Source organism: Streptomyces sp. NBC_00454 (assembly GCF_041434015.1).
Taxonomy (GTDB): Bacteria; Actinomycetota; Actinomycetes; order Streptomycetales; family Streptomycetaceae; genus Streptomyces.
In genome coordinates this window covers 779404-800293 of record NZ_CP107907.1, presented here as the reverse complement: position 1 = coordinate 800293, position 20890 = coordinate 779404, and the positions used below count along the sequence as shown (strand labels likewise).

At 73.9% G+C, this 20890-nt stretch carries 18 protein-coding genes and 1 pseudogene; 14 read left to right on the top strand and 5 right to left on the bottom strand.

What is annotated here, in order from left to right:
• Window positions 1-260 precede the first annotated feature (260 nt).
• The gene (locus OHU74_RS03695; protein WP_371614550.1) at window positions 261-1388 is read left to right on the top strand and encodes a glycerol dehydrogenase; all 1128 of its coding nucleotides are present in this window, start codon (window positions 261-263) and stop codon (window positions 1386-1388) included.
• Between the two features lie 19 nt (window positions 1389-1407).
• Here the strand turns inward: OHU74_RS03695 and OHU74_RS03690 are convergent, their stop codons facing one another.
• Window positions 1408-3630, bottom strand: a complete 2223-nt coding sequence (locus OHU74_RS03690; protein ID WP_371614549.1) for a SpoIIE family protein phosphatase — start codon at window positions 3628-3630, stop codon at window positions 1408-1410.
• Window positions 3631-3753: 123 nt separating this feature from the next.
• Window positions 3754-5178 (bottom strand): MFS transporter, encoded by a 1425-nt coding sequence (locus OHU74_RS03685; protein WP_371619553.1) that lies wholly within the window; start codon window positions 5176-5178, stop codon window positions 3754-3756.
• 180 nt (window positions 5179-5358) lie between these two features.
• Between OHU74_RS03685 and OHU74_RS03680 the strand changes: the two genes are divergently transcribed.
• The 5 genes from OHU74_RS03680 to OHU74_RS03660 all read left to right on the top strand — a co-directional run bounded on the left by OHU74_RS03680 (window position 5359) and on the right by OHU74_RS03660 (window position 10000).
• Entirely contained in the window at window positions 5359-6279 is a 921-nt protein-coding gene (locus OHU74_RS03680; RefSeq protein ID WP_371614548.1) for a LysR family transcriptional regulator, read from the top strand.
• Window positions 6280-6460: 181 nt separating this feature from the next.
• Window positions 6461-6688 (top strand): ferrous iron transport protein A, encoded by a 228-nt coding sequence (locus OHU74_RS03675; protein ID WP_371614547.1) that lies wholly within the window; start codon window positions 6461-6463, stop codon window positions 6686-6688.
• Window positions 6685-8826 carry a ferrous iron transport protein B gene (gene feoB / locus OHU74_RS03670; RefSeq protein ID WP_371614546.1) on the top strand — a complete coding sequence of 714 codons (2142 nt, stop codon included), beginning with the start codon at window positions 6685-6687 and terminating at the stop codon, window positions 8824-8826. Before OHU74_RS03675 ends, feoB begins: the two co-directional genes overlap by 4 nt.
• The gene (locus OHU74_RS03665; protein ID WP_371614545.1) at window positions 8823-9164 is read left to right on the top strand and encodes a helix-turn-helix domain-containing protein; all 342 of its coding nucleotides are present in this window, start codon (window positions 8823-8825) and stop codon (window positions 9162-9164) included. The genes feoB and OHU74_RS03665 overlap by 4 nt, the downstream gene beginning before the upstream one ends.
• A 110-nt stretch (window positions 9165-9274) precedes the next feature.
• Entirely contained in the window at window positions 9275-10000 is a 726-nt protein-coding gene (locus OHU74_RS03660; RefSeq protein WP_371614544.1) for a class I SAM-dependent methyltransferase, read from the top strand.
• Window positions 10001-10013: 13 nt separating this feature from the next.
• Here OHU74_RS03660 and OHU74_RS03655 read toward each other — a convergent pair whose 3' ends face one another.
• Window positions 10014-10925, bottom strand: coding sequence for an alpha/beta hydrolase fold domain-containing protein (locus OHU74_RS03655; RefSeq protein ID WP_371614543.1), 912 nt, complete (start codon window positions 10923-10925; stop codon window positions 10014-10016).
• Between the two features lie 212 nt (window positions 10926-11137).
• On the opposite strand from OHU74_RS03655, the gene tdh reads away from it, so the two are divergent.
• The 3 genes from tdh (at window position 11138) to OHU74_RS03640 (ending at window position 14610) form a co-directional block, all read left to right on the top strand.
• Window positions 11138-12169: an L-threonine 3-dehydrogenase gene (gene tdh / locus OHU74_RS03650; RefSeq protein ID WP_330294979.1), complete on the top strand. Its 1032-nt coding sequence runs from the start codon at window positions 11138-11140 to the stop codon at window positions 12167-12169.
• 132 nt (window positions 12170-12301) lie between these two features.
• Entirely contained in the window at window positions 12302-13504 is a 1203-nt protein-coding gene (locus OHU74_RS03645) for a glycine C-acetyltransferase (protein ID WP_371614542.1), read from the top strand.
• A gap of 191 nt (window positions 13505-13695) precedes the next feature.
• A complete protein-coding gene (locus OHU74_RS03640; RefSeq protein ID WP_371614541.1) occupies window positions 13696-14610 on the top strand; it encodes a LysR substrate-binding domain-containing protein in 915 nt (304 codons plus the stop codon).
• Between the two features lie 40 nt (window positions 14611-14650).
• On the opposite strand, the pseudogene OHU74_RS03635 reads toward OHU74_RS03640, so the two are convergent.
• Together OHU74_RS03635 and OHU74_RS03630 are read right to left on the bottom strand one after the other, a co-directional pair.
• Window positions 14651-15085 (bottom strand): annotated as a pseudogene (locus OHU74_RS03635) (MBL fold metallo-hydrolase); the annotation flags it as partial.
• A 120-nt stretch (window positions 15086-15205) separates the two neighbouring features.
• A complete protein-coding gene (locus OHU74_RS03630) occupies window positions 15206-15985 on the bottom strand; it encodes a DeoR/GlpR family DNA-binding transcription regulator (protein WP_371614540.1) in 780 nt (259 codons plus the stop codon).
• A 183-nt stretch (window positions 15986-16168) separates the two neighbouring features.
• Here OHU74_RS03630 and OHU74_RS03625 point away from each other — a divergent pair, with 183 nt between their 5' ends.
• The 5 genes from OHU74_RS03625 (at window position 16169) to OHU74_RS03605 (ending at window position 20877) form a co-directional block, all read left to right on the top strand.
• On the top strand, window positions 16169-17071 hold the full coding sequence (locus OHU74_RS03625) for an SIS domain-containing protein (protein WP_371614539.1): 903 nt from the start codon (window positions 16169-16171) through the stop codon (window positions 17069-17071).
• The gene (locus OHU74_RS03620; RefSeq protein WP_371614538.1) at window positions 17068-17904 is read left to right on the top strand and encodes a ketose-bisphosphate aldolase; all 837 of its coding nucleotides are present in this window, start codon (window positions 17068-17070) and stop codon (window positions 17902-17904) included. Before OHU74_RS03625 ends, OHU74_RS03620 begins: the two co-directional genes overlap by 4 nt.
• Before the next feature lie 25 nt (window positions 17905-17929).
• On the top strand, window positions 17930-18451 hold the full coding sequence (locus OHU74_RS03615; RefSeq protein WP_371614537.1) for a hypothetical protein: 522 nt from the start codon (window positions 17930-17932) through the stop codon (window positions 18449-18451).
• A 165-nt stretch (window positions 18452-18616) separates the two neighbouring features.
• Window positions 18617-19819 (top strand): LLM class flavin-dependent oxidoreductase, encoded by a 1203-nt coding sequence (locus OHU74_RS03610; protein ID WP_371614536.1) that lies wholly within the window; start codon window positions 18617-18619, stop codon window positions 19817-19819.
• Window positions 19816-20877 (top strand): zinc-binding dehydrogenase, encoded by a 1062-nt coding sequence (locus OHU74_RS03605; RefSeq protein ID WP_371614535.1) that lies wholly within the window; start codon window positions 19816-19818, stop codon window positions 20875-20877. The genes OHU74_RS03610 and OHU74_RS03605 overlap by 4 nt, the downstream gene beginning before the upstream one ends.
• The last annotated feature ends 13 nt before the right edge of the window (window positions 20878-20890 follow it).

The following is a 20890-nucleotide window of genomic DNA, read 5'->3' as shown; positions in this document are numbered from 1 at the left end:
CGCGAACGCCGGGCCCGGATCGGAAATTGGAATTGCAGGACGGTATTCACGCGGCACCGTCGCCGATCAGCCACCGCTTCCCGGCCACTTGGCTGGAACTTTACTCGGGCGGACCTTCGGAATGAGCCGGGTCCTTGGTCCCGGATCCGGCCGCGGAAAGGCCTGTCCGCAAGGGGACCGTGCATATCTCCGCCGCCGCCGTAATCCGTGATAGGGATGAATAAGCAAGCCGAAATGAATTCGCAATGAGGAGGATTCGCGTGAAGACCGTCGGTACCCGCATGATGATCAGCCCGCCCAAGTACGTGCAGGGCGCCGGAGCGATGAACGACCTGGGCGAGCACACCGCGCACCTCGGGACGAACGCCGTCGTACTGGCGGACAAGGGCGTCTGGGGCTTCGTCGACGCGGCCGTCACCGCCTCCCTCGCCGCTGCCGGGGTCAAGCTGACCAAGGAGGTCTTCGGCGGGCTCTGCACCCAGAAGGAGATCGACCGGGTCGCCGCGGCCGCCAAGGCCGCCGGTGCGGACGTCATCATCGGCATCGGCGGCGGCACCTCGATCGACACCGCGAAGGCCGTCGGCCACGCGCTGGGCGACATCGCGGTCGTGTCGGCCCCCACCGTCGCCTCCACCGACGCGCCGACCAGCGCGCTCGCCGTGATCTACACCGAGGAGGGGGCCTTCGAGCGCTACTCCTTCTTCCGGCGCAACCCCAACCTCGTCCTCGTCGACACGGCGCTGGTGGCCAACGCCCCCAGCCGCTTCATCGTCTCCGGCATGGGCGACGCGCTCGCCACCTGGTACGAGGCCCGTGTCTGCGTCGCCGCGAACCGCGTCGCCATGGCCGGCGGCCTCGCCACCGAGGCCTCTTTGAGCCTCGCCCGGCTGTGCTGGGAGACCCTGATGGAGTACGGCCCCCAGGCCCGCCTGGCAGCCGAGGCGCACGTGGTGACCCCGGCGCTGGAGAAGGTCACGGAGGCCAACACCCTGCTCTCCGGCCTCGGTTTCGAGTCCTGCGGCCTCGCCGCCGCCCACGGCATCCACAACGGCCTGACCGTCTCGCACAAGGTCCACGGCATGATGCACGGCGAGAAGGTCAACATCGGCACGCTCGCCCAGCTGATCCTGGAGGGCGCCCCGACCGACGAGCTGGACACCTACCTGCGCTTCAGCCGCGCCGTGGGCCTGCCCACCACCCTCGCCGAGATCGGCCTCGGCGACCCGGGCCGCGAGGAGCTCCTCGCCATCGGGCGCGCGGCCACCGCGGAGGGCGAGACCACGCACAACATGCCGTTCCCGGTGACCCCGGACATGGTCGCGGACGCCCTGATCGCGGGCGACGCGTACGCCCGCGCCACCGCCGGAAAGTCCGGCAAGGGCTGCTGAGTCCCACGGGCGTGCGGTCCTACGGGGCTGCGCGCCCGGTCCTGGACGCCAGCAGCAGGGCGATGTCGTCCGGCCGGTCGGTGGAGTTCCCGGCCTCCCCGACCAGCAGGTCCGCCGTCTCCGTCAGCGGGCCCGGGCCGGCCGCGGCCAGCGCGGCCCGCAGCCGGTCCACCCCGATGTCGATGTCGGTTCCCGGGCTCTCCACCAGCCCGTCCGTGTACAGGGCGAGCACCGCCCCGGGCTCGATCCGGAGCTCGGTGACCGGATAGTCGGCTTCGGCGTCCACGCCGAGCACCACCCCGCCCGGCAGGTCCAACACCTCGGTCCGGCCGTCCGGATGCCGCAGCAGCGGCTGCGGGTGACCGGCCCGGACGGCGTGGGCACGGCCCGTCGCCGGGTCGAGCAGGACGTAGCAGGAACTGGCGAACTGCCCGGGGTCCAGGCCGATGAGCAGCCGGTTCGTGCCGCGCATCACCTGCTCCGGGGTGCTGCCTGCAAGGGTGAAGGCCCGTACCGCGCTGCGCAGTTGGCCCATGGTGGCCGCGGCGGCCACCCCGTGGCCCTGTACGTCGCCGATGACCAGCGCGAGGCGCCCGCCGTCCGTCTCGATCACGTCGTACCAGTCGCCGCCCACGTCCATGCCCGCGGTGCCGGGCAGGTAGCGGCCCACGGTGACCACGTGCTCGTGCAGCGGCAGCCGGTGCGGCAGCAGCGCCGCCTGGAGCCCGCGGGCCAGCTCCGCCTCGCTGTCGTAGCGCCGCGCCCGCTCCAGGGCCTGCGCGATGAGCCCGGCGAGCGCCGTGAGCACCGTACGCTCCTCCGGGCTGAACCCGCGCGGGGCGTCGAACCCGAGGATGCACGAGCCGACCGGCCGGCCGGAGGCGATCAGCGGAAGGAAGGCGCGGGCGCCGAGGTGGGCGTCCAGCGGGATCCCCGGATAGGCGTCGGCCAGTCGCTCCATCGACTCGAAGAACAGCGGCCGGCCCGAGGTGAGGGTTTCCACCCCCGGCAGCCGGGTGTCCAGCGCGACCCCGTCGAACCGGTCGAGGAACCCCTTCGGGAAGCCGGTCTCCCACGCCAGGTGCAGATGCCCCTCGCCGAGCAGGTAGATCGCCAACTGGCGTCCGCCGAAGGCCGGGAGCAGCTCCTCGGTCACCACCGCCGACACCTGGCGGGCCGTCACCGCCTCGGTCAGCGCGATCGCGAGGGCCACCGGCCGGTACAGGGCCGAGGCCCGGTCGGCGGGCGAACCGAGGCCGGGGGAGCCGAGCCCGCCGCCGGGCCGCATCACCGATTCGGGGGCGTACGCGGGCGGTTCGGCCGGTCCGATGGTGACGGTGATGCCGTCGCTTCCGGGGTGCAGGCCCACCGACAGCCATTCCCCGGGCTCCTGGCGGCCGTGCCGGGCCTGGAAGTACACGGGCTCGGGGGCCAGGTACACGGCCCGGAAGTGGTCGTCGTACGCCGGGTGCCCGAGCCAGGGCAGGGCCTCCCACAGCATCCGCCCGGTCAGCTCCGGTCCGCCCTCGGCCCCGAGCAGGGTCCCGGCGCCGGTGCGGGCGGCGGAGTTCACGAACCCGATCCTGCCCTGCCGGTCCACGGACAGGACGGCCTGCTCCAGCCGGTCCACGACGGTACGGGCTCCGTGGCGGCCGCCGTCGGAATCGGGGCCGGAGCCGGAGCCGCGCGCGCCCGGTCCCGCGGAGTCGGGGGGCCCGGGTACGCACACCGGGTCGCCCTCCCAGGCCACCGGCGTCCCGCCCGCGGTGAGCTCCGCCAGCTGCCGGGCCAGCCGGTCCGCCACCGCGCGCAGCCGCGCCCGGTCGCCCGCCGGGACCGGTGCCCCGGGCGTCGCGGGGCGCAGCACCACGAGGACCCCGTAGCGCTCCGGCCCGCGGGCCACCGGCTCGTACAGCGAGCCGAAGGGGAACGGCAGCCCGGCCATCAGCTGGGGGAATTGCCGCATCGCCGATTCCGCGTCGGGCAGGTGCACGGACTGCCCCGAGCGGTACGCCTCCGCGACCGGGTAGGGGCGGTTCACGTGCATCCGCCACCAGGGCCGGAACAGCGGCCCCGGAATCCCGGTCAGGACGGCCATCCGCAGCAGCCCCTCGGTGCCGGAGCGCAGGTAGACGCCGCCCGCGTACCCGCGGGCGGCCACCACGGCATCCAGGGCGGCCCGCGCGAGCACCCGGGCCGCGGTGCCGTCGGCGGGGCCGCCGATGTCCGGTCTCGCCGTCACCCCTTCAGGATGCGCCCGGGACCCGGCCCCCGCACACGCCCCCGGATGGCAGTCGCGCACGGTCCCCGCGCTCCGAGCGGCGGGCGGCGCGTTGGATTCCCGAAGCGGATCCGCCCCCGAAGGTCAGGCCCGCGAACGGGTCCCCCCGGCCGGCGCGCGGTCCCGGTAGCCCGCCACCACCGCTGCCCCCGCCACCAGCAGCACCACGGCCACCGTGCGCAGGGCCGTCCCCATGGCGTCCGTGAAGGCCGTGACCTGCGCGGCGCCCTGCGGCACCCCGTGGAACCGGGAGGCGAGCACCGTGCCGACCACCGCGACCCCGAGCGCCGCGCCGATCTCGCGGGCCGCGGTGTTCACCCCGGAACCCAGCCCGGCCTGGTGCGCGGGCAGCTCGGCGACCACCGTCAGGGTCAGCGCGGGGGCGCACAGTCCGGTGCCGACCGACAGTACGAGCAGGTAGAGCGCGTAGAGGGCGTACGGGGTGCCCGCGTCGGCCGTGGACACCAGCAGCAGTCCGCCGCCGATCAGGCCGAGCCCGGCCCCGACGGGCAGCCGGGGCCCGGTCCGTTCCTGGAGCCGGGCGCCGTACTTGGGCACCAGGGCCATGCCCACGGTCAGCGGGACGATCGCGAAGCCCGTCTGGGCCGGGGAGAAGCCCTTCGCGTACTGGAGGTACTGGGCGTTGACGAAGAACAGCGAGAACAGCCCGAAGAAGGCCGCGCCGATGCCGAGCGCACCGGCCCGCAGCCTGCGCGAGGCGAAGATCCGCGGATCCAGCAGCGGGCGGGCGGCGCGCAGCCCGTAGCCGGTGAAGGCGGCGAGCAGGGCCGCGCCCGCGCCGAAGGAGGACAGCACCCGCACCGATCCCCAGCCGTACGAGGGCCCCTCGATGATCGCGTAGACCACCGCGAGGAGCGCCCCCGCGAGCAGGGCCGCCCCGGCCGGATCCACGGCGGCGTCGCGGCGTGCGGGCGTACGGGGCACCGTGCGGGCGACGGCCAGCGCGAGCAGGATCCCGAGCGGGACCACGGCCCAGAACAGGGCCCGCCAGGTCAGGAACTGCCCGGCGAGGCCACCGCCGACGTTGCCCGCCAGGCCCCCGAGGCCGGCGGCCAGGGTCCAGGTGGCCAGCGCCTGCCCGCGCCGCTCGGGCGGGGACAGGTGGATCAGGACCGACATCGTGGCGGGCATGATCAGGGCCGCGCCCGCCCCGCACAGGCCGCGCCCGGCGATGAGCAGGGCCGGGCCGGAGCAGAGCGCGCTGACCGAGCCGCCCGCGGCGAACAGGAGGAGCCCGGCCAGCAGGGCGCCCTTGCGGCCGTACCGGTCGCCGAGGGCGCCCGCCGGGATCAGCAGTGCGGCGAAGACGATGACGTACGCGTCGACCGTCCACAGCAGCTGCTCGGGGGTGGGGTGCAGGGGGGAGGCGGCGAGCTGCGGGATCAGCAGGTTGACGGCGGCGACCATGGCCTGGGCGACCAGGACGCAGGCGCACAGGACCAGCAGGGCGGCTCGGGTGAGCGCGGGTACGGGTACGGGGCCGGGCACGGGTGCGCCGGCAGGTGCGGCGGCGGGTTCCCGCTTCTTGAGGGCATGGCGGAGCACGGCTCCTCCTCGGAGTCGGTGGGCCTGGTGTGGGAGTGGGGGGGTGGGGCCGGCGTCCCGGGCCCCGTCCTCACCGTAGGGTCGGGATGACCTGCTTTCCAGTGCAAGTTATGCAAGGGATCCATGCACATGACGCAATCCGGAGCGGCCTCCGGCCTCGACCTGAACCTGCTCGTCGCCCTGGACGTCCTCCTGGAGGAGTCGAGCGTGTCCCGGGCCGCCGCCCGCCTGCACCTGTCCGAGCCCGCGATGAGCCGCACCCTCGGCCGGATCCGCAAGGCGCTCGGCGATCCCGTGCTGGTCCGCGCCGGGCGCACCATGGTCCCCACCCCGCACGCCCTCGCGATCCAGGTCGAGGTCAGGGCGGTCGTGGAGCGGGCCTGCGCGCTCTTCCTGGCCGGCGGCCGGGTGGACCTGGCGAGCCTGACCCGCACCTTCACGGTGCTGGCCAACGAGTTCTTCACCGCCGTCTTCGGCGCCCGGCTGTTCGCCCAGGTCGCCCGGGAGGCGCCGGGGGTCCGGCTGCGGTTCCTCGCGGAGAGCCACACCGACGTGCCGGCGCTGCGCGAGGGCGTCGCCGATCTGGAACTCGGCGTGATCGACACGCGTTCCCCGGAGGTGCGCACCGAGCACTTCGCCGACGCGCGCATGCTGGGCGTCGTGCGCAGCGGACATCCGCTGCTGCGGCGGCCGATCACCGCGCGGCGGTTCGCCGGGGGAGAGCACCTGATCGCCTCCCGGCGCGGCCGCCTGGAGGGCCCCGTGGACGGAGCCCTCGCCGAGCAGGGCCTCACCCGACGGGTGGTGGGCAGCGTCGGCACCTTCCCCGCCTCCCTCTTCGTGCTCCGCGAGAGCGACCTCATCGGCCTGATCACCAGCCAGGCCGGGCCGCTCGCCACCGCGCTGGGGCTGGAGACCTTCGAGATCCCGCTCGACCTGCCGCCGCTGCCCTTCGGCATGGCCTGGCACCCGCGCCACGACGCCGACCCGGCGCACGCCTGGCTGCGCGACCGCGCCCGTGCGCTGATGCCGGCCGGGGGGTAGCCGGGCCCTGCGTCCGCCGTCGTCTCCGCCGGCAGTCTCCGTCGGCAGTCTCCGCCGAACGGTCGAGTCCGGGCCGGGACCGGTGGGCTGAAAGTCCCTGCTGATCAGGGACTTTGCGCGCCTTACCGCAGCGCCCGGGGCTGCTTAGGTTTGCCTAAGTAGAACCGAAGAAGGAGGTCCGGTGCCGTCGCTCAACGACAGCCGTCCCGGGACGACCGTACGCATCACGGGGATCGACCCCGGTCAGGCCGGCGGAAGCCGGCGCCGGCTCCTGGAGTTCGGCTTCGTGCCGGGCGCCGCCGTCACCGTGATCGCCCGGGGCGCCACCGGGGGCCTGCTCGTCGGGCTCGGAGACACCCGGGTCGCGCTGGACTCCCGTACCGCCGGCCGGCTGAGGTGCGGCCGATGAGCTGTCACGGCGCCGAGGGCGCCCAGGAGGTCACACTGGACCGCAGGACCGGCACGCCGGTCGTGGCTCTGGTCGGCAACCCCAATGTCGGCAAGTCGACCCTCTTCAACGCCCTCACCGGCGCCCACCAGCACGTCGGCAACTGGCCGGGCAAGACGGTCTCCGTGGCCCAGGGCGAATGGCGCACCCCCGGCGGCCACCGGCTGCGCGTCGCCGACCTGCCCGGCTCCTACAGCCTGCTGCCCGACTCCCCGGACGAGGCGCTGGTGCGCGACGTCCTGACCGCGCGGCCCGGCGAACGGCCCGACGCGGTGGTGTTCGCCCTCGACGCGGCCAACCCGGCCCGCAACCTGTACCTGCTCTCGCAGGTCCTCGACACCGACATTCCCGTCGTGGTCGCGCTCACCATGACCGATGTCGCCGCCCGGCGCGGCACGGCCCCCGCCCCCGGCGCGCTGGCCCGCGAACTGGCGCTGCCCGTCGTGGCGGTGGAGGGGCGCAGCGGGACCGGGCTGGACCGGCTCGCCGACGCGGTGGCCGAGGTACTGGAGGCTTCGGCCTCACCTTCGCGGTCCGCCTGGGCGGCCGGTTCGCCGGTGGCCGCCGAGCTGGCGGCGCTGGCCGGGCCCGCCCGCGAGGCGGCCGCACAGACCGCGCAGCCGGCGAGGTGGCTGGCCGTCAGCCTGCTCTGCGGGGAGGAGCCGCCCGGTGTTCCGGCCGCGCTGGCCGGGCGGGCGCGGGCGGCCGCGGACCGCCTCGCCGCGGCCGCAGCCTCAGGCTCGGCCTCTGCCTCGCAGGAGGTGGACACCGACGCCGAACTCCTCGTGGCCGAGGCCCGCTACGCCTGGGCGCACGCCGTCATCGAGCGCGCCGCGCCCCGCCCCGTACAGTCCCGGCCCACCCTCACCGACCGCGTGGACCGGCTGCTGCTGTCCCGGACCTTCGGGATCCCGTTCTTCCTCGCCGTCATGTGGGGCGTCTTCCAGGCCACCACCGTCCTGGCGAAACCCCTCCAGGACGGCCTCGGCGACTTCGTCTCCGGCCCCGTCAGCGGCGGGGCCGAGCGGCTCCTGGAGGCCGTTCGCGCGCCGGGCTGGCTGACCGGCCTGCTGGTGGACGGTCTGATCAACGGGGTCGGCCAGCTGCTCACGTTCGTACCCCTGATGATCATCATGTTCCTGCTGCTGGCGCTGCTGGAGGACTCCGGCTACTTCGCCCGCGCCGCCTTCGTCGCCGACCGCCTGATGCGCACCCTGCGCCTGCCCGGCCGCGCCTTCCTCCCCCTCGTCGTCGGATTCGGCTGCAACGTGCCCGCGCTGGCCGGCACCCGCATCCTGAACCGGCGCTCGCACCGGCTGCTGGTCGGCCTGCTCATCCCGTACATGAGCTGCACGGCCCGGCTCGCCGTCTACGTGATGATCGCGGGGGTCTTCTTCGGATCGAACTCCGGCACCGTCGTGTTCTTCCTCTACGTCGCCTCCGTGCTGCTGGTGGTCGGCATGGGCCTGATCCTGCGGCCCCTGCTCTTCAGGGACATGAAGGAGGAACCCCTCGTCCTGGAGCTGCCCCCGTACCGGCTGCCCACCCTGCGGGTCACCGGCGCCCAGGTCCGCCAGCGGCTCAGCGCCTTCCTGCGCACCGCGGGCGGGATCATCGTGGCCACCGCGGCCGCCGTCTGGCTGCTGATGGCGATCCCGTCCGGCACGGGGCTCGGCGGCTTCGGCAAGGTGGACGTGGAACAGAGCGTGTTCGGTACGGTCACCCGCGCGGCCGCGCCCGTCGTGGCCCCGGCCGGATTCGGCGACTGGCACGCCACGGCCGCGCTCGGCACCGGGCTGATCGCCAAGGAGGGCGTGATCTCCACCCTCGCCCAGACCTACTCGGCCGAGGAGGACGGCGACCCGAAACTCACCGCGAGCCTGCACGGCACCTTCGAGGAATCCTCCGGCGGCCACGGGCGGGCGGCCGCACTGGCCTTCCTGGTCTTCATCCTCGCCTACACCCCCTGCATGGCCACCCTGGCCGCGCAACGGGCCGAGATCGGCACGCGGCTGACCGTCATCGGCTTCGGAATCCAGCTGGCCGCGGCCTGGCTGCTGGCCGTCGGGGTCTTCCAGATCGCGAGGCTGGTGTGGTGAGCGGGACCGGTGGGACCGACGCAGGGCCCGGCATGCTGCGCAGGCTGCTGCGCGCCTTCGAGGAGGCCGCCCCCGGCGAGGGGCTCGCGCAGATCGCCGACCGGCTGGGCATCGGCCGGAGCGAGGCGGCCGACCTCGCCGCGTACTGGGTCCGCAAGGGCCGGCTGCGGCGCGAGGAGATCGGCGCCCCGGACTGCTCGGGCTGCTCCTTCGCCTCGCGCTCCTGCATCACCTGCCCCAGCGGCTCCGCGCGGGCGCGTCCGGTGCTGGTCGCGCTGAGCCCCGTACGCTCCACGGACCCCGCGCGCTCCGAAGGCCCCGGCCCACAGGCCGCGTGAGCCCTACAGGCCCCGTACGCCGCATCGACTGACCCGAACGCATCCCCCGTCCGGGGGAGGTCCCGTGCCGGGACCGTCCCCGGAGTGTGCGCGCGGGCAGGCTTGCGAGCATGCGACAGCAGTACGACACGTCAACGCCCCCGGTGGCCTTCTCACTGGCCGATGCCTTCACCCTGCGCACCGCGCTCGACGCCCTCGGCGGGGTGCGCGGTCTGGACACGATCGACCTGGCCTGTGGACACGGAGGTACCACCCGGATGCTGGCGAGCGGGGGAGCCCGCCGCACGGTCGGCGTCGACAACTGCCCCGAACGGATCCGGCGGGCCCGGGAGGACGGGGCCCCCGTCGAGTACGTCCTCCTCGACGACGCGGCCGGGATGTCGGAGCTGGCGGCCGGAATGGCGGAGCTGGGGCCGTTCGACCTGGCCACCGCCGTCTACCTGTTCAACCAGGCCCACGACCGGGCGGCCCTGCACGCCCTGTTCCGGGCCGTCCGGGCGGCCCTGCGTCCCGGCGGCCGGCTCCTGGCCATCGTGCCGAACCCGGGCGCCTTCCCGTACGCGGACTGGTCGCCGTACGGGATCAGCGTCGTCGAGCGGGCTCCGGGCGGGGACGCGCCCCTGCTCCGGGCCCGGCTGGAGACCGATCCGCCGGTGCCCTTCGAATGCCGCGAATGGGCGCACGCCGACTTCGCCGAGGCCGCCGCCGACGCCGGGTTCGCGACCGTCTCCTGGCAGCCGACGAGGACGCCCCCGGCGTGCGCGACCCGCGACGAGACGTACTGGTCCCGCTACCGCACCGCCCCCGTGGGCTCCCTGATGAACTGCGTGGCCTGACCCCACCCTTGGATCAGGTCTCCGACGCCGTCGCGCGGATCAGCTCCACGATCCGGTCGCGCGCCGCCCGGCCCTCCGGGAGCGGCAGCAGCGGGTACACGTGCGGCAGCCCCGGCTCCTCGTGGTACTCCACCTCGGCGCCGTCCGCACGGGCCCGCCGCAGCAGCTCGCGGCTGTCGGTCGTCAGGAGGTCCCGGGTGCCCGTGAACACCGTCAGCGGGGCCAGTCCCGCGAACGATCCGTGCAGCGGGCTCACCCGGGGGTCGTCGGCGGCCAGGTTGCCCGCGTACAGCCGCCCGGCCTCCAGGAGCCCGGGACGGGCCAGCAGCGGGTCGTCCGGCTCGATGGCCGCCTGGTCGGGATGGCTCATGGACAGGTCCAGCCAAGGCGAGATCAGCACGATCCGGGACGGCTGCGCCCCGGTGCGGTCGCGCAGCCGCTGGGCCGCCGCCAGGGCCAGCCCGGCGCCGGCCGAGTCACCGACGAGGACGGTGCCGCCCGCCCCGCCGCTCGCGATCAGGCCGCTGAGCAGGTCGGCGGCGACCGGGACCGTCCGGTCGGCGGTGCCGCGCGGGGCCAGGATGTACGCCGGTACGACGACCCGGGCGCGGGCCTGCGTCACCAGGGTCCGGATCAGGGACCAGTGCGGGCGCATCAACTCGCCCACGTATCCGCCGCCGTGCACGTACAGCACCCGGGCGGCCGGTTCGGCCCCGCGCGGGGAGACGTCGTACACCGGCCAGGCTCCGACGAAGGTCCGCGAGACCTCCGCGACCCGGCCCAGCGAATGCGGAGGCAGATGGGAGGCCGGCCGGCGGGCCGATTCGGCCACCCGGGTCCGGACCGCCTCGGCACTCCCGAACCGTCTTCGCCGCCCCGCCGCGATCAGCGCGACCGAAAGCGCTCTGCTGCGCAGACTCGGCACGCCCCTCACCTCCCCATTCCCGGCCCGGACCGCTCACCGGTCCGTCCCCTGCCCGACACCTGAGGAGCATAGGCGTGAAGCTGCCCTGTGGACCCGCTTAAGAAATCCTCGATGGACTGATCACCCCGCAGGTCGGCAGATTGGTGACCGTCACCACGCTGCCGGGCCCGCACGTCCCGTAGCGCTTCCTTCCGCATGCCTGGAGCCACCCCATGAAGGCACTCGTCAAGCACAAGGCCGAGCCCGGGCTGTGGCTCATGGACGTTCCCGAGCCCGAGTACGGCCCCGGCGACGTGCTGATCAAGGTGCTGCGCACCGGCATCTGCGGGACTGACCTGCACATCCGCTCCTGGGACGGCTGGGCGCAGGGCGCCGTCAAGACCCCGCTCGTGCTCGGTCACGAGTTCGTCGGAGAGGTGGCGGCGCTCGGCGCGGACGTCCACGAGGACATCGAGGTCGGCGCGCTGGTCAGCGGCGAGGGCCACCTGGTGTGCGGGAAGTGCCGCAACTGCCTGGCCGGGCGTCGCCACCTGTGCCGCAGCACGATCGGGCTCGGGGTCGGCCGCGACGGCGCCTTCGCCGAGTACGTGGTCCTGCCCGCGCAGAACGTGTGGGTGCACCGGGCCAAGGTCGACCTCGACGTCGCGGCGATCTTCGACCCGTTCGGCAACGCCGTGCACACCGCGCTCTCCTTCCCGCTGGTCGGCGAGGACGTACTGATCACCGGCGCGGGCCCGATCGGGATCATGGCGGCGGCCGTGGCCCGGCACGCCGGCGCGCGCAACGTCGTCATCACCGACGTCAGCCCGGAGCGCCTCGAGATCGCCCGCAAGGCGGGCGCCACGCTCGCGCTGGACGTGCGCGAATCGACGATCGCGGACGCGCAGGCGCAGCTGGGCCTGCGCGAGGGCTTCGACGTCGGCCTGGAGATGTCCGGCCGCGGCGAGGCGATGCGCGACATGATCGACAACATGACGCACGGCGGCAAGATCGCGATGCTGGGCCTGCCGGCGCAGGAGTTCGCGGTCGACTGGGCCAAGGTCGTCACCTCGATGATCACGATCAAGGGCATCTACGGCCGCGAGATGTTCGAGACCTGGTACGCGATGACCGTGCTGCTGGAGGGCGGACTCGACCTCAGCCCCGTCATCACCGGCCGCTACGCGTACGGGGACTTCGAGGCCGCGTTCGACGAGGCCGCGACCGCGCGCAGCGGGAAGATCATCCTGGACTGGACGGCGTAACCGCCCAGCCTCGGCAAGCCACCTCCCTCCGGCCGGGCCCCGCCCACCCTCCCCCCTCCGCGGGGCCCGGCCCCCTTTCCTTCCCTCCCTCCGCCGCACCAGGCCGCACCAGGAGAAAAGAGAGCACCGCACATGTTCGAGACCGTCCGCGAGGACTTCCGCGCCACCCTCGACGAGATCCGCGCCGCCGGGCTGCACAAGCCCGAGCGCGTCATCGGCACCCCGCAGAACGCCGCCGTCGCCGTGACCTCGGGCGGCGCGTCCGGTGAGGTCCTCAACTTCTGCGCCAACAACTACCTCGGCCTCGCCGACCACCCCGAGGTCGTCACCGCCGCGAAGGAAGCCCTCGACCGCTGGGGCTACGGCATGGCCTCCGTGCGCTTCATCTGCGGTACGCAGGAGGTGCACAAGGAGCTGGAGGCGCGGCTCTCCGCCTTCCTCGGCCAGGAGGACACGATCCTCTACTCCTCCTGCTTCGACGCCAACGGCGGAGTCTTCGAGACCCTCCTCGGCCCCGAGGACGCGGTCATCTCCGACGCCCTCAACCACGCCTCGATCATCGACGGCATCCGCCTGTCGAAGGCCCGCCGGCTGCGGTACGCCAACCGCGACCTGGCCGAGCTGGAGACCCGGCTCAAGGAGTCGCAGGACGCCCGCCGCCGTCTGATCGTCACGGACGGCGTGTTCTCCATGGACGGCTACGTCGCCCCGCTCGCCGAGATCTGCGACCTGGCCGACCGCTACGACGCCATGGTCATGGTCGACGACTCGCACGCCGTCGGCTTCGTCGGCCCCGGCGGCCGCGGCACCCCGGAACTGCACGGGGTCATGGACCGCGTCGACATCATCACGGGCACCCTGGGCAAGGCGCTGGGCGGGGCCTCGGGCGGTTACGTCGCCGCGCGCACCGAGATCGTCGAGCTGCTGCGCCAGCGCTCGCGCCCGTACCTCTTCTCGAACTCCCTCGCCCCGGTCATCGCGGCGGCCTCGCTCAAGGTCCTCGACCTGCTGGAGTCCGCCGGCGACCTGCGCGACCAGCTCGCCGCCAACACCAAGCTCTTCCGCACGAAGATGACCGAGGCGGGCTTCGAGATCCTGCCCGGCGACCACGCCATCGCCCCGGTGATGATCGGCGACGCGGCCGAGGCGGCGAAGATGGCGGAGCTGCTGCTGGAGCGCGGGGTCTACGTGATCGGCTTCTCCTACCCGGTGGTCCCGATGGGCGCGGCCCGCATCCGCGTCCAGCTCTCGGCCGCCCACTCCACGGCGGACGTGGAGCGCGCGGTGGCCGCGTTCATCGACGCGCGGGCGGCGCTGGCGGGCGCCGAGTCCTGAGCCCTGGCCGGCGGGTGACCGCCGGAGGTCCGGGAAATCCGGGTCGTGACCGCCGGCGGTCTGGAAGATTCAGCCCCGCCGGCGTTTGAGGCGCGGGGTCAGGGGCGGAACCCCAGGGGCCTCGGGCGGAGCGCCGCCCCTGGGCTTCGGGTGCGGCCCGCACGGGCCCCGCGAGCTGCGAGAATGGCAGCGTGATCGACCCCCGCCGGCTGCGCATCCTGCGGGCCGTGGCGGACCACCGTACGGTGACCGCCGCGGCCGCAGCCCTGTACCTCACCCCCTCCGCCGTCTCCCAGCAGCTCGCGGCGCTGGAGCAGGAGACCGGGCACTCGCTGCTGACCCGCAGCGGGCGGGGCGTACGGCTCACCGCCGCCGGAGAGATCCTGCTCGGGCACGCCCACGAGGTGCTGGCGCAGCTGGAGCGGGCCGAGGCCGAACTCGCCGCCTACGCGGGCGGCTCGGCGGGCGAGGTCACCGTGGCCGCCTTCGCCACCGGCATCGCCGAGGTGCTGGCCCCGGCCATCGCCCGGCTCGCCGTGGACCATCCCGGGATCCGGCTGCGCGTGCGCGACGCGGAGGGCGACCAGAGCCTGCCGCTGCTGCTCGACGGCGAGGCGGACCTGGCGCTGGCCGTGGAATACCGGGGCGCGCCCGGCGCGGGCGACGGCCGGCTCTCGGTGCTCCCGCTCTACGCGGAGCCCTTCGACGCGGTCCTCCCCGCCGGGCACCCGCTCGGCGATCTGCCGGAGGTGTCGCTGGCCGACCTCTCCGACTCGGACTGGGTGGGCCAGTACCCCGGCAACCCCTGCCACGACGTGATGCAGCTGGCCTGCGAACTCGCCGGGTTCCAGCCCCGGTTGGTGCACTCCTCCGATGACTTCAGAGCCGTGGTCGCGCTGGTCGGCGCGGGAGCCGGGGTCGCGCTCGTGCCGCGCTCGGCGCTGCGCGGGATGGACCTCAAGGAGGTCCAGGTCCGCCCGGTGGCCGGCACCGCGGCGACCCGCCGGGTGTTCGCCGCCACCCGGCGCGGGGCCGAGGCGCATCCGCTGATCGCCCCGGTCCTGGCGGCCCTGGTCCGTGAGGCGGGCCGGCTCCCGGAGCACTGAGCCCCACGGGGGCGGGCCCGGCAGGACCGGAAGAGGCGTCCTAGACCCGCAACACCGTGCCCGGCGAGGCGTGCTCGACCGGGCCGTCGAATCGGGTCGCGGCGCGGGCCACCGCGTCCCGCGGATCGAGCCCGCGGCCCACGTGCGTGACGATCAGCCTCCCTGCACGGGCGGCCCGCGCGGTGTCGCCGGCCTCCTCGGGAGTGTGGTGCACCGCTTCGCCGTCCGCGGGCGGCCGGGTACTCTCCGCCTCGCAGAGCAGTACGTCGCACCCCTCGGCGAGGCCGGTGAGGCCGGGGCAGGGGGGGGTGTCCCCGGAGTACACCAGGGACCGCCCGCCCTCCTCCACGCGTACGGCGAAGGCCGGCATCCCGTGGGTCACCGCCCGGCTGGAGAGCGTGAGCGGGCCGACCCGGACCCGGTGCCCGTCGTAGAGCTCCTCAACGGCGAAGGCGGATTCGACCGGGCTGCGCGCGGTCCGCGCTCGGATAGGGCGTGGCGCTGCCCAGGACGGTGAGGCGCAGAAGATCGTCGGTCATTGCGGGAGTGCAGTGCTGTGGCCGGTACGGCACTTGGGCCCGCCCCCGTCGGCGACTCAGGCCCGGATGACCTCCACGCCCGCCGCCTCGAAGGCCTCGGCGACCGACGGGGAGAGCCCGGTGTCGGTCACCAGGATGTCCACGGCGTCGGTGGCGACGATGCGGGCGAAGGCGCGGACGCCCAGCTTGCTGGAGTCGGCGGCGATCACCACCCGGCGGGCCCGCTCACAGAGCAGCCGGTTCATGGCCGCCTCGTCCTCGTGGCGGGTGGCGGCCCCGTCGGCCGGGTCGAAGGCGTCCACGCCGACCACGGCGGTGTCCACGGAGAGCTGCCCGAGCACCTCCATGGCGAGGGGGCCGGTGAGCTCGTAGGACTGGGGCCGGGCCACGCCGCCCGTCAGCACGATCTTGAACTGCGGTCTGATGACCAGTTCGCCCGCGATGTTGAGGGCGTTGGTGACCACGGTGAGGGCGGGGGAGCCGGTGGCGAGGTCGGGGCGGGCGGCCAGTGCCCGCGCCACTTCGGTGGTCGTGGTGCCGCCGGTCAGGCCGATCACCTCGCCCGGCACGATCAGCGCCGCGACCGTCTCGCTGATGCGGCCCTTCTCGGCGGCGCGGCGCGAGGTGCGGTAGCGCAGGGGGAGTTCGTACGAGACCCCGTGCAGGACCGCTCCGCCGCGCGTGCGGACCAGCAGCTGCTGTTCGGCGAGCTGGTCGAGGTCGCGGCGGATGGTGGCGGCGGACACGCCGAGGGCTTCCGCGGCGGGTTCCACTTCCAGCTCGCCCCGCTCCACCAGCAGGTCCAGCAGTGTCTGCCAGCGTTCCTTGCGGGTCATCGGCCGCCCCTTCGGTCTTCGCTTCACTGTTCGCTTCGATGGTCTCTCTTGGCCTACACGCCGGCCCGAGTATCGACATTAACGCAGGAGATCATCCCCGAGATGCTTGAAGTTGCGTGAAAGTGCCCACTATCTTGCAAGAACACGCATTCAGGGGTGCACGCACCGCGCTAGGGAGCCGCCATGAGCCACGTCGCGTACGAGTTGGGCACGCAGCCCGCATGCTGGGAGCGGGCCGCCGAACTGGCCCCGGAGCGGCGGGCGGTGCTGCCGCGGCCGGGGGAGCGTACCGCGATCGTCGGATGCGGGACCTCGTACTACATGGCCCAGGCCGCCGCCGTGTTGCGCGAGGAGGCCGGGCAGGGCGAAACCGACGCCTTCCCCGCCTCCGAGTTCCCCCACCACCGCCGCTACGACCGGGTCATCGCGCTGACCAGGTCCGGGACCACCACCGAGGTGCTCGACCTGCTGGCCGGCCTGCGGGACGCGGGCGTACCCACCACCGCCGTCATCGGGGATCCGTCCACCCCCGTGATCACCCTGGCGGACGAGCTCGTCGTACTGGACTTCGCGGACGAGCAGTCCGTGGTCCAGACCCGCTTCGCCACCACCGCCCTCACCCTGCTGCGCGCCCACGTCGGACTGCACACCCCGTCCGTGGTCGCCGACGCGCGCGCCGCGCTCACCGCCCCGCTCCCGGCCGAGCTGGAGACCCGGGGGCAGTTCACCTTCCTCGGGCGAGGCTGGAGCATCGGACTCGCCAACGAGGCCGCGCTGAAGATGCGCGAAGCGGCCCTGGCCTGGGCCGAGTCCTACCCGGCCATGGAGTACCGGCACGGGCCCATCAGCGTCACCGCGCCCGGCACCGCCACCTGGTCGATCGGCGAGGCGCCCGAGGGGCTCGCCGAACAGGTCCGGGGGACCGGGGCCCAGTGGGTGGCCGGACACCTCGACCCGCTGGCCGAGCTGGTCCGCGTACACCGCCTGGCCGTCGCCGTCGCGGCGCACCGGGGGCTGGATCCGGACGCACCGCGCAACCTGACCCGCTCGGTGATCCTGACCACGGGCGAGGAGGCGGTCCGATGAGCCTCGTCTGTGCCGGAGCGCTCGTCCGCGAAGCGGCCGCGAGGGGGCGGGCCGTGGCCGCCTTCAACATCATCACGCTGGAGCACGCCGAAGCCGTCGTCGCGGGCGCCGAAGCGGCCCAAGTGCCCGTGATCCTCCAACTCAGCGAGAACGCCGTCAAGTTCAGGGGCGGGCAGCTGCTGCCCATCTCCCGTGCGGCGGTGGCCGTGGCCGAGGCCGCCGGGGTTCCGGTCGGCCTGCACCTGGACCACGTCAAGAGCTCCGACCTGCTGCGCCAGGCCGTGGACGCCGGATTCAGCTCGGTGATGTACGACGCCGCGCACCTCTCCTACGCCGAGAACCTGGAGGCAACCCGCTCCGCCGCCGACTGGGCGCACGTCAACGGGTTGTGGATCGAAGCCGAGTTGGGCGAGGTCGGCGGAAAGAACGGGGCCGCGCCGCTGGACCCGCACGCACCCGGCGCCCGTACCGATCCGGACGAGGCGCGGCGGTTCGTCGCGGACTCCGGAGTGGACGCGCTGGCCGTGGCGATCGGCAGCAGCCACGCCATGACCAGCCGGACCGCGGCCCTGGACCACGCGCTGCTCGCCCGGCTCGCCAAGACGGTCGACGTGCCCCTGGTGCTGCACGGCTCCTCGGGCCTGCCGGACGGGGAACTCGCGGCAGCCGTCGCCGGAGGCATCCGCAAGGTCAACATCGGCACCGCGCTCAACGTGGCGATGACCGAAGCGATCCGCACGCATCTGACCCCGGCGGACCCGCGCCCGTATTTGACCGCCGCACGGACGGCTATGAAATCAGCCACTGTGGCTATGATCAGCGCCCTGAACTGACGGGATCGGGCAACGGGGGGACTTGATGGGCGCACAGCGGGGCCACACCAGCAGACGGGGGCTTCTCCTGGGACTGGGGGCCCCGCTGCTCCTCGGCGGAGCCGGGCTCACCTACGTGCTGTGGCCCGAGAAGGCGGCCGGCATGAAGGTCCGCACCGACCTGGAACCGCTCAACCGGCGCTTCTGGACCGCGCTGGGCGACGTGTCCGACGCGCACTGGCTGGGCTACGACGCCGACGAGCCGGGCGCCCCCCGGACCGTGCCGAGCCCGGACTCCCGGGTGCGCCTGGTCGGCCTCGCCCACCTCAAGGCGGGCACCGCGAAGCGCATCCTGCGCGACCAGGCCCACAAGTTCGAGGTCACCACGCTGTCCGCCCTGCCCGCCGAGCTGAAGCCGTTCGTGCCCAGCGGCGCCGGCTGGCAGAGCAGCGAGACGTACAACAAGGCGGCGCTCGCGGAGGGGCTGGACGTGATCCCTTCGGGCTCGTTCTGTTTCGACGGGATACGCGACCTCGTGTACTTCGACTACACCTTCCTCTACACCTGACCCGCCCGGGTGCCACTCGGGTACCACCCGGATGCGCCGTGCGGCCGTGCGGCCCGCGGGACATCCCACTCAGCGGGAGGACGGCGCCGCCGCCATTGAACCTGCGGCGGGAGCGGTGTTTCGTCGGATGCCGGGTCAGGCGCCGTCGAGGGAAGGCCACCGCACATGCCGCAGTCGCATCCGCAACAGCAGGCTCGCCCGCAGCCGTATCTCCCGCACCGCTTCGGGGTGTTCCTCGCCCCCTACCACCACCCCGACCGGGACCCGGCGCTCCAGCTGCGCCGGGACCTCGACCTCGTCGGCGACCTCGACCGGCTCGGGTACGACGAGGTCTGGGCGGGGGAGCACCACTCCGCCGGGTACGAGATCATCGCCTCGCCCGAGCTGTTCCTCGCGGCCGCCGCCGAGCGGACCGGGCGGATCATGCTCGGCACCGGGGTCAACTCCCTTCCGTACCACCAGCCGCTGATCCTCGCCGACCGGATCTGCCAGCTGGACCAGCAGTCCCGGGGACGCGCCATGCTGGGGGTCGGCCCCGGTCAACTGCCCTCCGACGCCTTCATGATGGGGGTGGACCCGGGTCGCTCCCGCGAGATGATGGCCGACTCGCTCGATGCGATCGTGCGGCTGCTGCGCGGGGAGACCGTGACCGCCGCCACCGACTGGTTCGCCCTGGAGGAGGCCCGGCTCCAGCTCGGCCCCTACCGGGGTCGGGAGCTGGAGATCGCGGTCGCCTCCGCCGTATCGCCCACCGGGGCGGTGCTCGCCGGACGCCACGGGGTCGGCATGCTCTCGCTGGCCGCCGCCGACCCGGCCGGATACGGGGCGCTCGGCGCCAACTGGGCCGCCCACGAGCGGGCCTGCGCCGAAGCGGGGCACCCGGCCGAACGCTCCGCCTGGCGGCTGGTCACCCCGGTGCACCTCGCCGAGACCCGTGAACAGGCGCTGCGCGAAGCCGAGTACGGCACGCCCGATCTGGTGGAGTACATCGAGAAGCTGGGCGGTACCCGCCTGGAGGGCTGTGCCACCCCGGCCGGCGCCGTCGAGCGGTGGACCACCGAGGGGCTGCCCACCTTCGGCCGGGCTGTCATCGGCACCGCCGAGGACGCCGTCGAGCGGATCGCCCAACTGGCCGACAGGACCGGTGGATTCGGGACCTTCCTGATCCTCCAGCTGGACCTCGCCGAACCGGCGGCCGCCCTGCGCAGCCTGGAACTCTTCGCCGAACGGGTCGTGCCCCGGCTCACCGGACACGCCGATGCCCGCCGCGCCGCTCTGGAGTGGGCCGGCCGCAACAGCGGGCGGTTCGTCGAAGCCGTGCGGAAGTCCACCATGGAAGCCATCGCCCGCAAGGGGGAGGTCCGTTGAGGGCGGCCGTGCTCGAAGAGGGCCGCTTCCTCGTGCGCGAGCACCCGGATCCGGTACCCGGCCCCGGGCAGGCGCTCGTGGAGACCGCCGCCTGCGGGATCTGCGGCTCCGACCTGAGCGCGGTGGCGCACACCGCCGAATTCCTGCGGGCCTCCCGCGACAGCGGCACCACCAGCTTCCTCTTCGACCCCGCCCGGCCGCTGGTGATGGGCCACGAGTTCTCCGGCCGGGTCCTGTCCTACGGGCCCGGCGCGACCGGTCCCGAGCCGGGCACCGGGGTCGTCGGCCTGCCCTGGGCGGTGGACCCGGGCGGGAGCGTGCGCACCGTCGGCTACAGCAACGCCTTCCCCGGCGGATTCGGCGAGCGGATCGTCGTACAGGCCCGGGCGCTGCTGCCCGTCCCGGACTCCCTCGACCTCGAACTGGCCTCCCTCACCGAACCGTTGGCCGTCGGCTTCGGCAACATCGCCCGCAGCGCGGCCGGCCGGGGCACCCCGGCCGTGGTCATCGGCTGCGGACCGGTCGGCCTCGGCGCCATCGCCGCACTGCTGGAGCGCGGAGCGGAACCCGTCGTCGCCTCCGACCCCTCCGCCCTGCGGCGGGCGGCGGCGCTGCGGCTCGGCGCGCACGCGGTGGTGGACCCGGCCGGGCGGGACCCCGTAGGGCACTGCGCGGAACTCGCGGGACCGCGGCCGCGCCCCACCGTGGTCGTCAACTGCGTAGGCGTGCCGGGCATGCTCAACCAACTCCTCCACACCGTTCCGCGCGGCACCGAGATCCTGCAGATCGGCGGGGTGATGACCGAGGACGTGATCCGCCCGGTGGTCGGCATCTACAAGGACGTCACGATCCGCATGTGCCTGACCTACCCGCCCGAGGAGTTCGGCGCCACCCTCGGCCGCCTCGCCGACGGCCGCATCGATCCGGGGTCCCTGGTCACGGGGGAAGCGGGATTCGGCGGCCTGGACGCGGCCTTCGCCTCCCTGCGCCGCCCGGAGGAGCACATCAAGGTCCTGATCCGCCCGGGGCTCACGGGAACCGGGGTGATGGCCCGCTGAGCCCGCCGACCGC

Coding starts and splice junctions, on each gene's coding strand:
- OHU74_RS03680 (WP_371614548.1), top strand. CDS start 5,359: ATGCACATGACGCAATCCGGAGCGGCCTCCGGCCTCGACCTGAACCTG.
- OHU74_RS03610 (WP_371614536.1), top strand. CDS start 18,617: ATGCCGCAGTCGCATCCGCAACAGCAGGCTCGCCCGCAGCCGTATCTC.
- tdh (WP_330294979.1), top strand. CDS start 11,138: ATGAAGGCACTCGTCAAGCACAAGGCCGAGCCCGGGCTGTGGCTCATG.
- OHU74_RS03615 (WP_371614537.1), top strand. CDS start 17,930: ATGGGCGCACAGCGGGGCCACACCAGCAGACGGGGGCTTCTCCTGGGA.
- OHU74_RS03660 (WP_371614544.1), top strand. CDS start 9,275: ATGCGACAGCAGTACGACACGTCAACGCCCCCGGTGGCCTTCTCACTG.
- OHU74_RS03625 (WP_371614539.1), top strand. CDS start 16,169: ATGAGCCACGTCGCGTACGAGTTGGGCACGCAGCCCGCATGCTGGGAG.
- OHU74_RS03620 (WP_371614538.1), top strand. CDS start 17,068: ATGAGCCTCGTCTGTGCCGGAGCGCTCGTCCGCGAAGCGGCCGCGAGG.
- OHU74_RS03645 (WP_371614542.1), top strand. CDS start 12,302: ATGTTCGAGACCGTCCGCGAGGACTTCCGCGCCACCCTCGACGAGATC.
- OHU74_RS03630 (WP_371614540.1), bottom strand. CDS start 15,985: ATGACCCGCAAGGAACGCTGGCAGACACTGCTGGACCTGCTGGTGGAG.
- feoB (WP_371614546.1), top strand. CDS start 6,685: ATGAGCTGTCACGGCGCCGAGGGCGCCCAGGAGGTCACACTGGACCGC.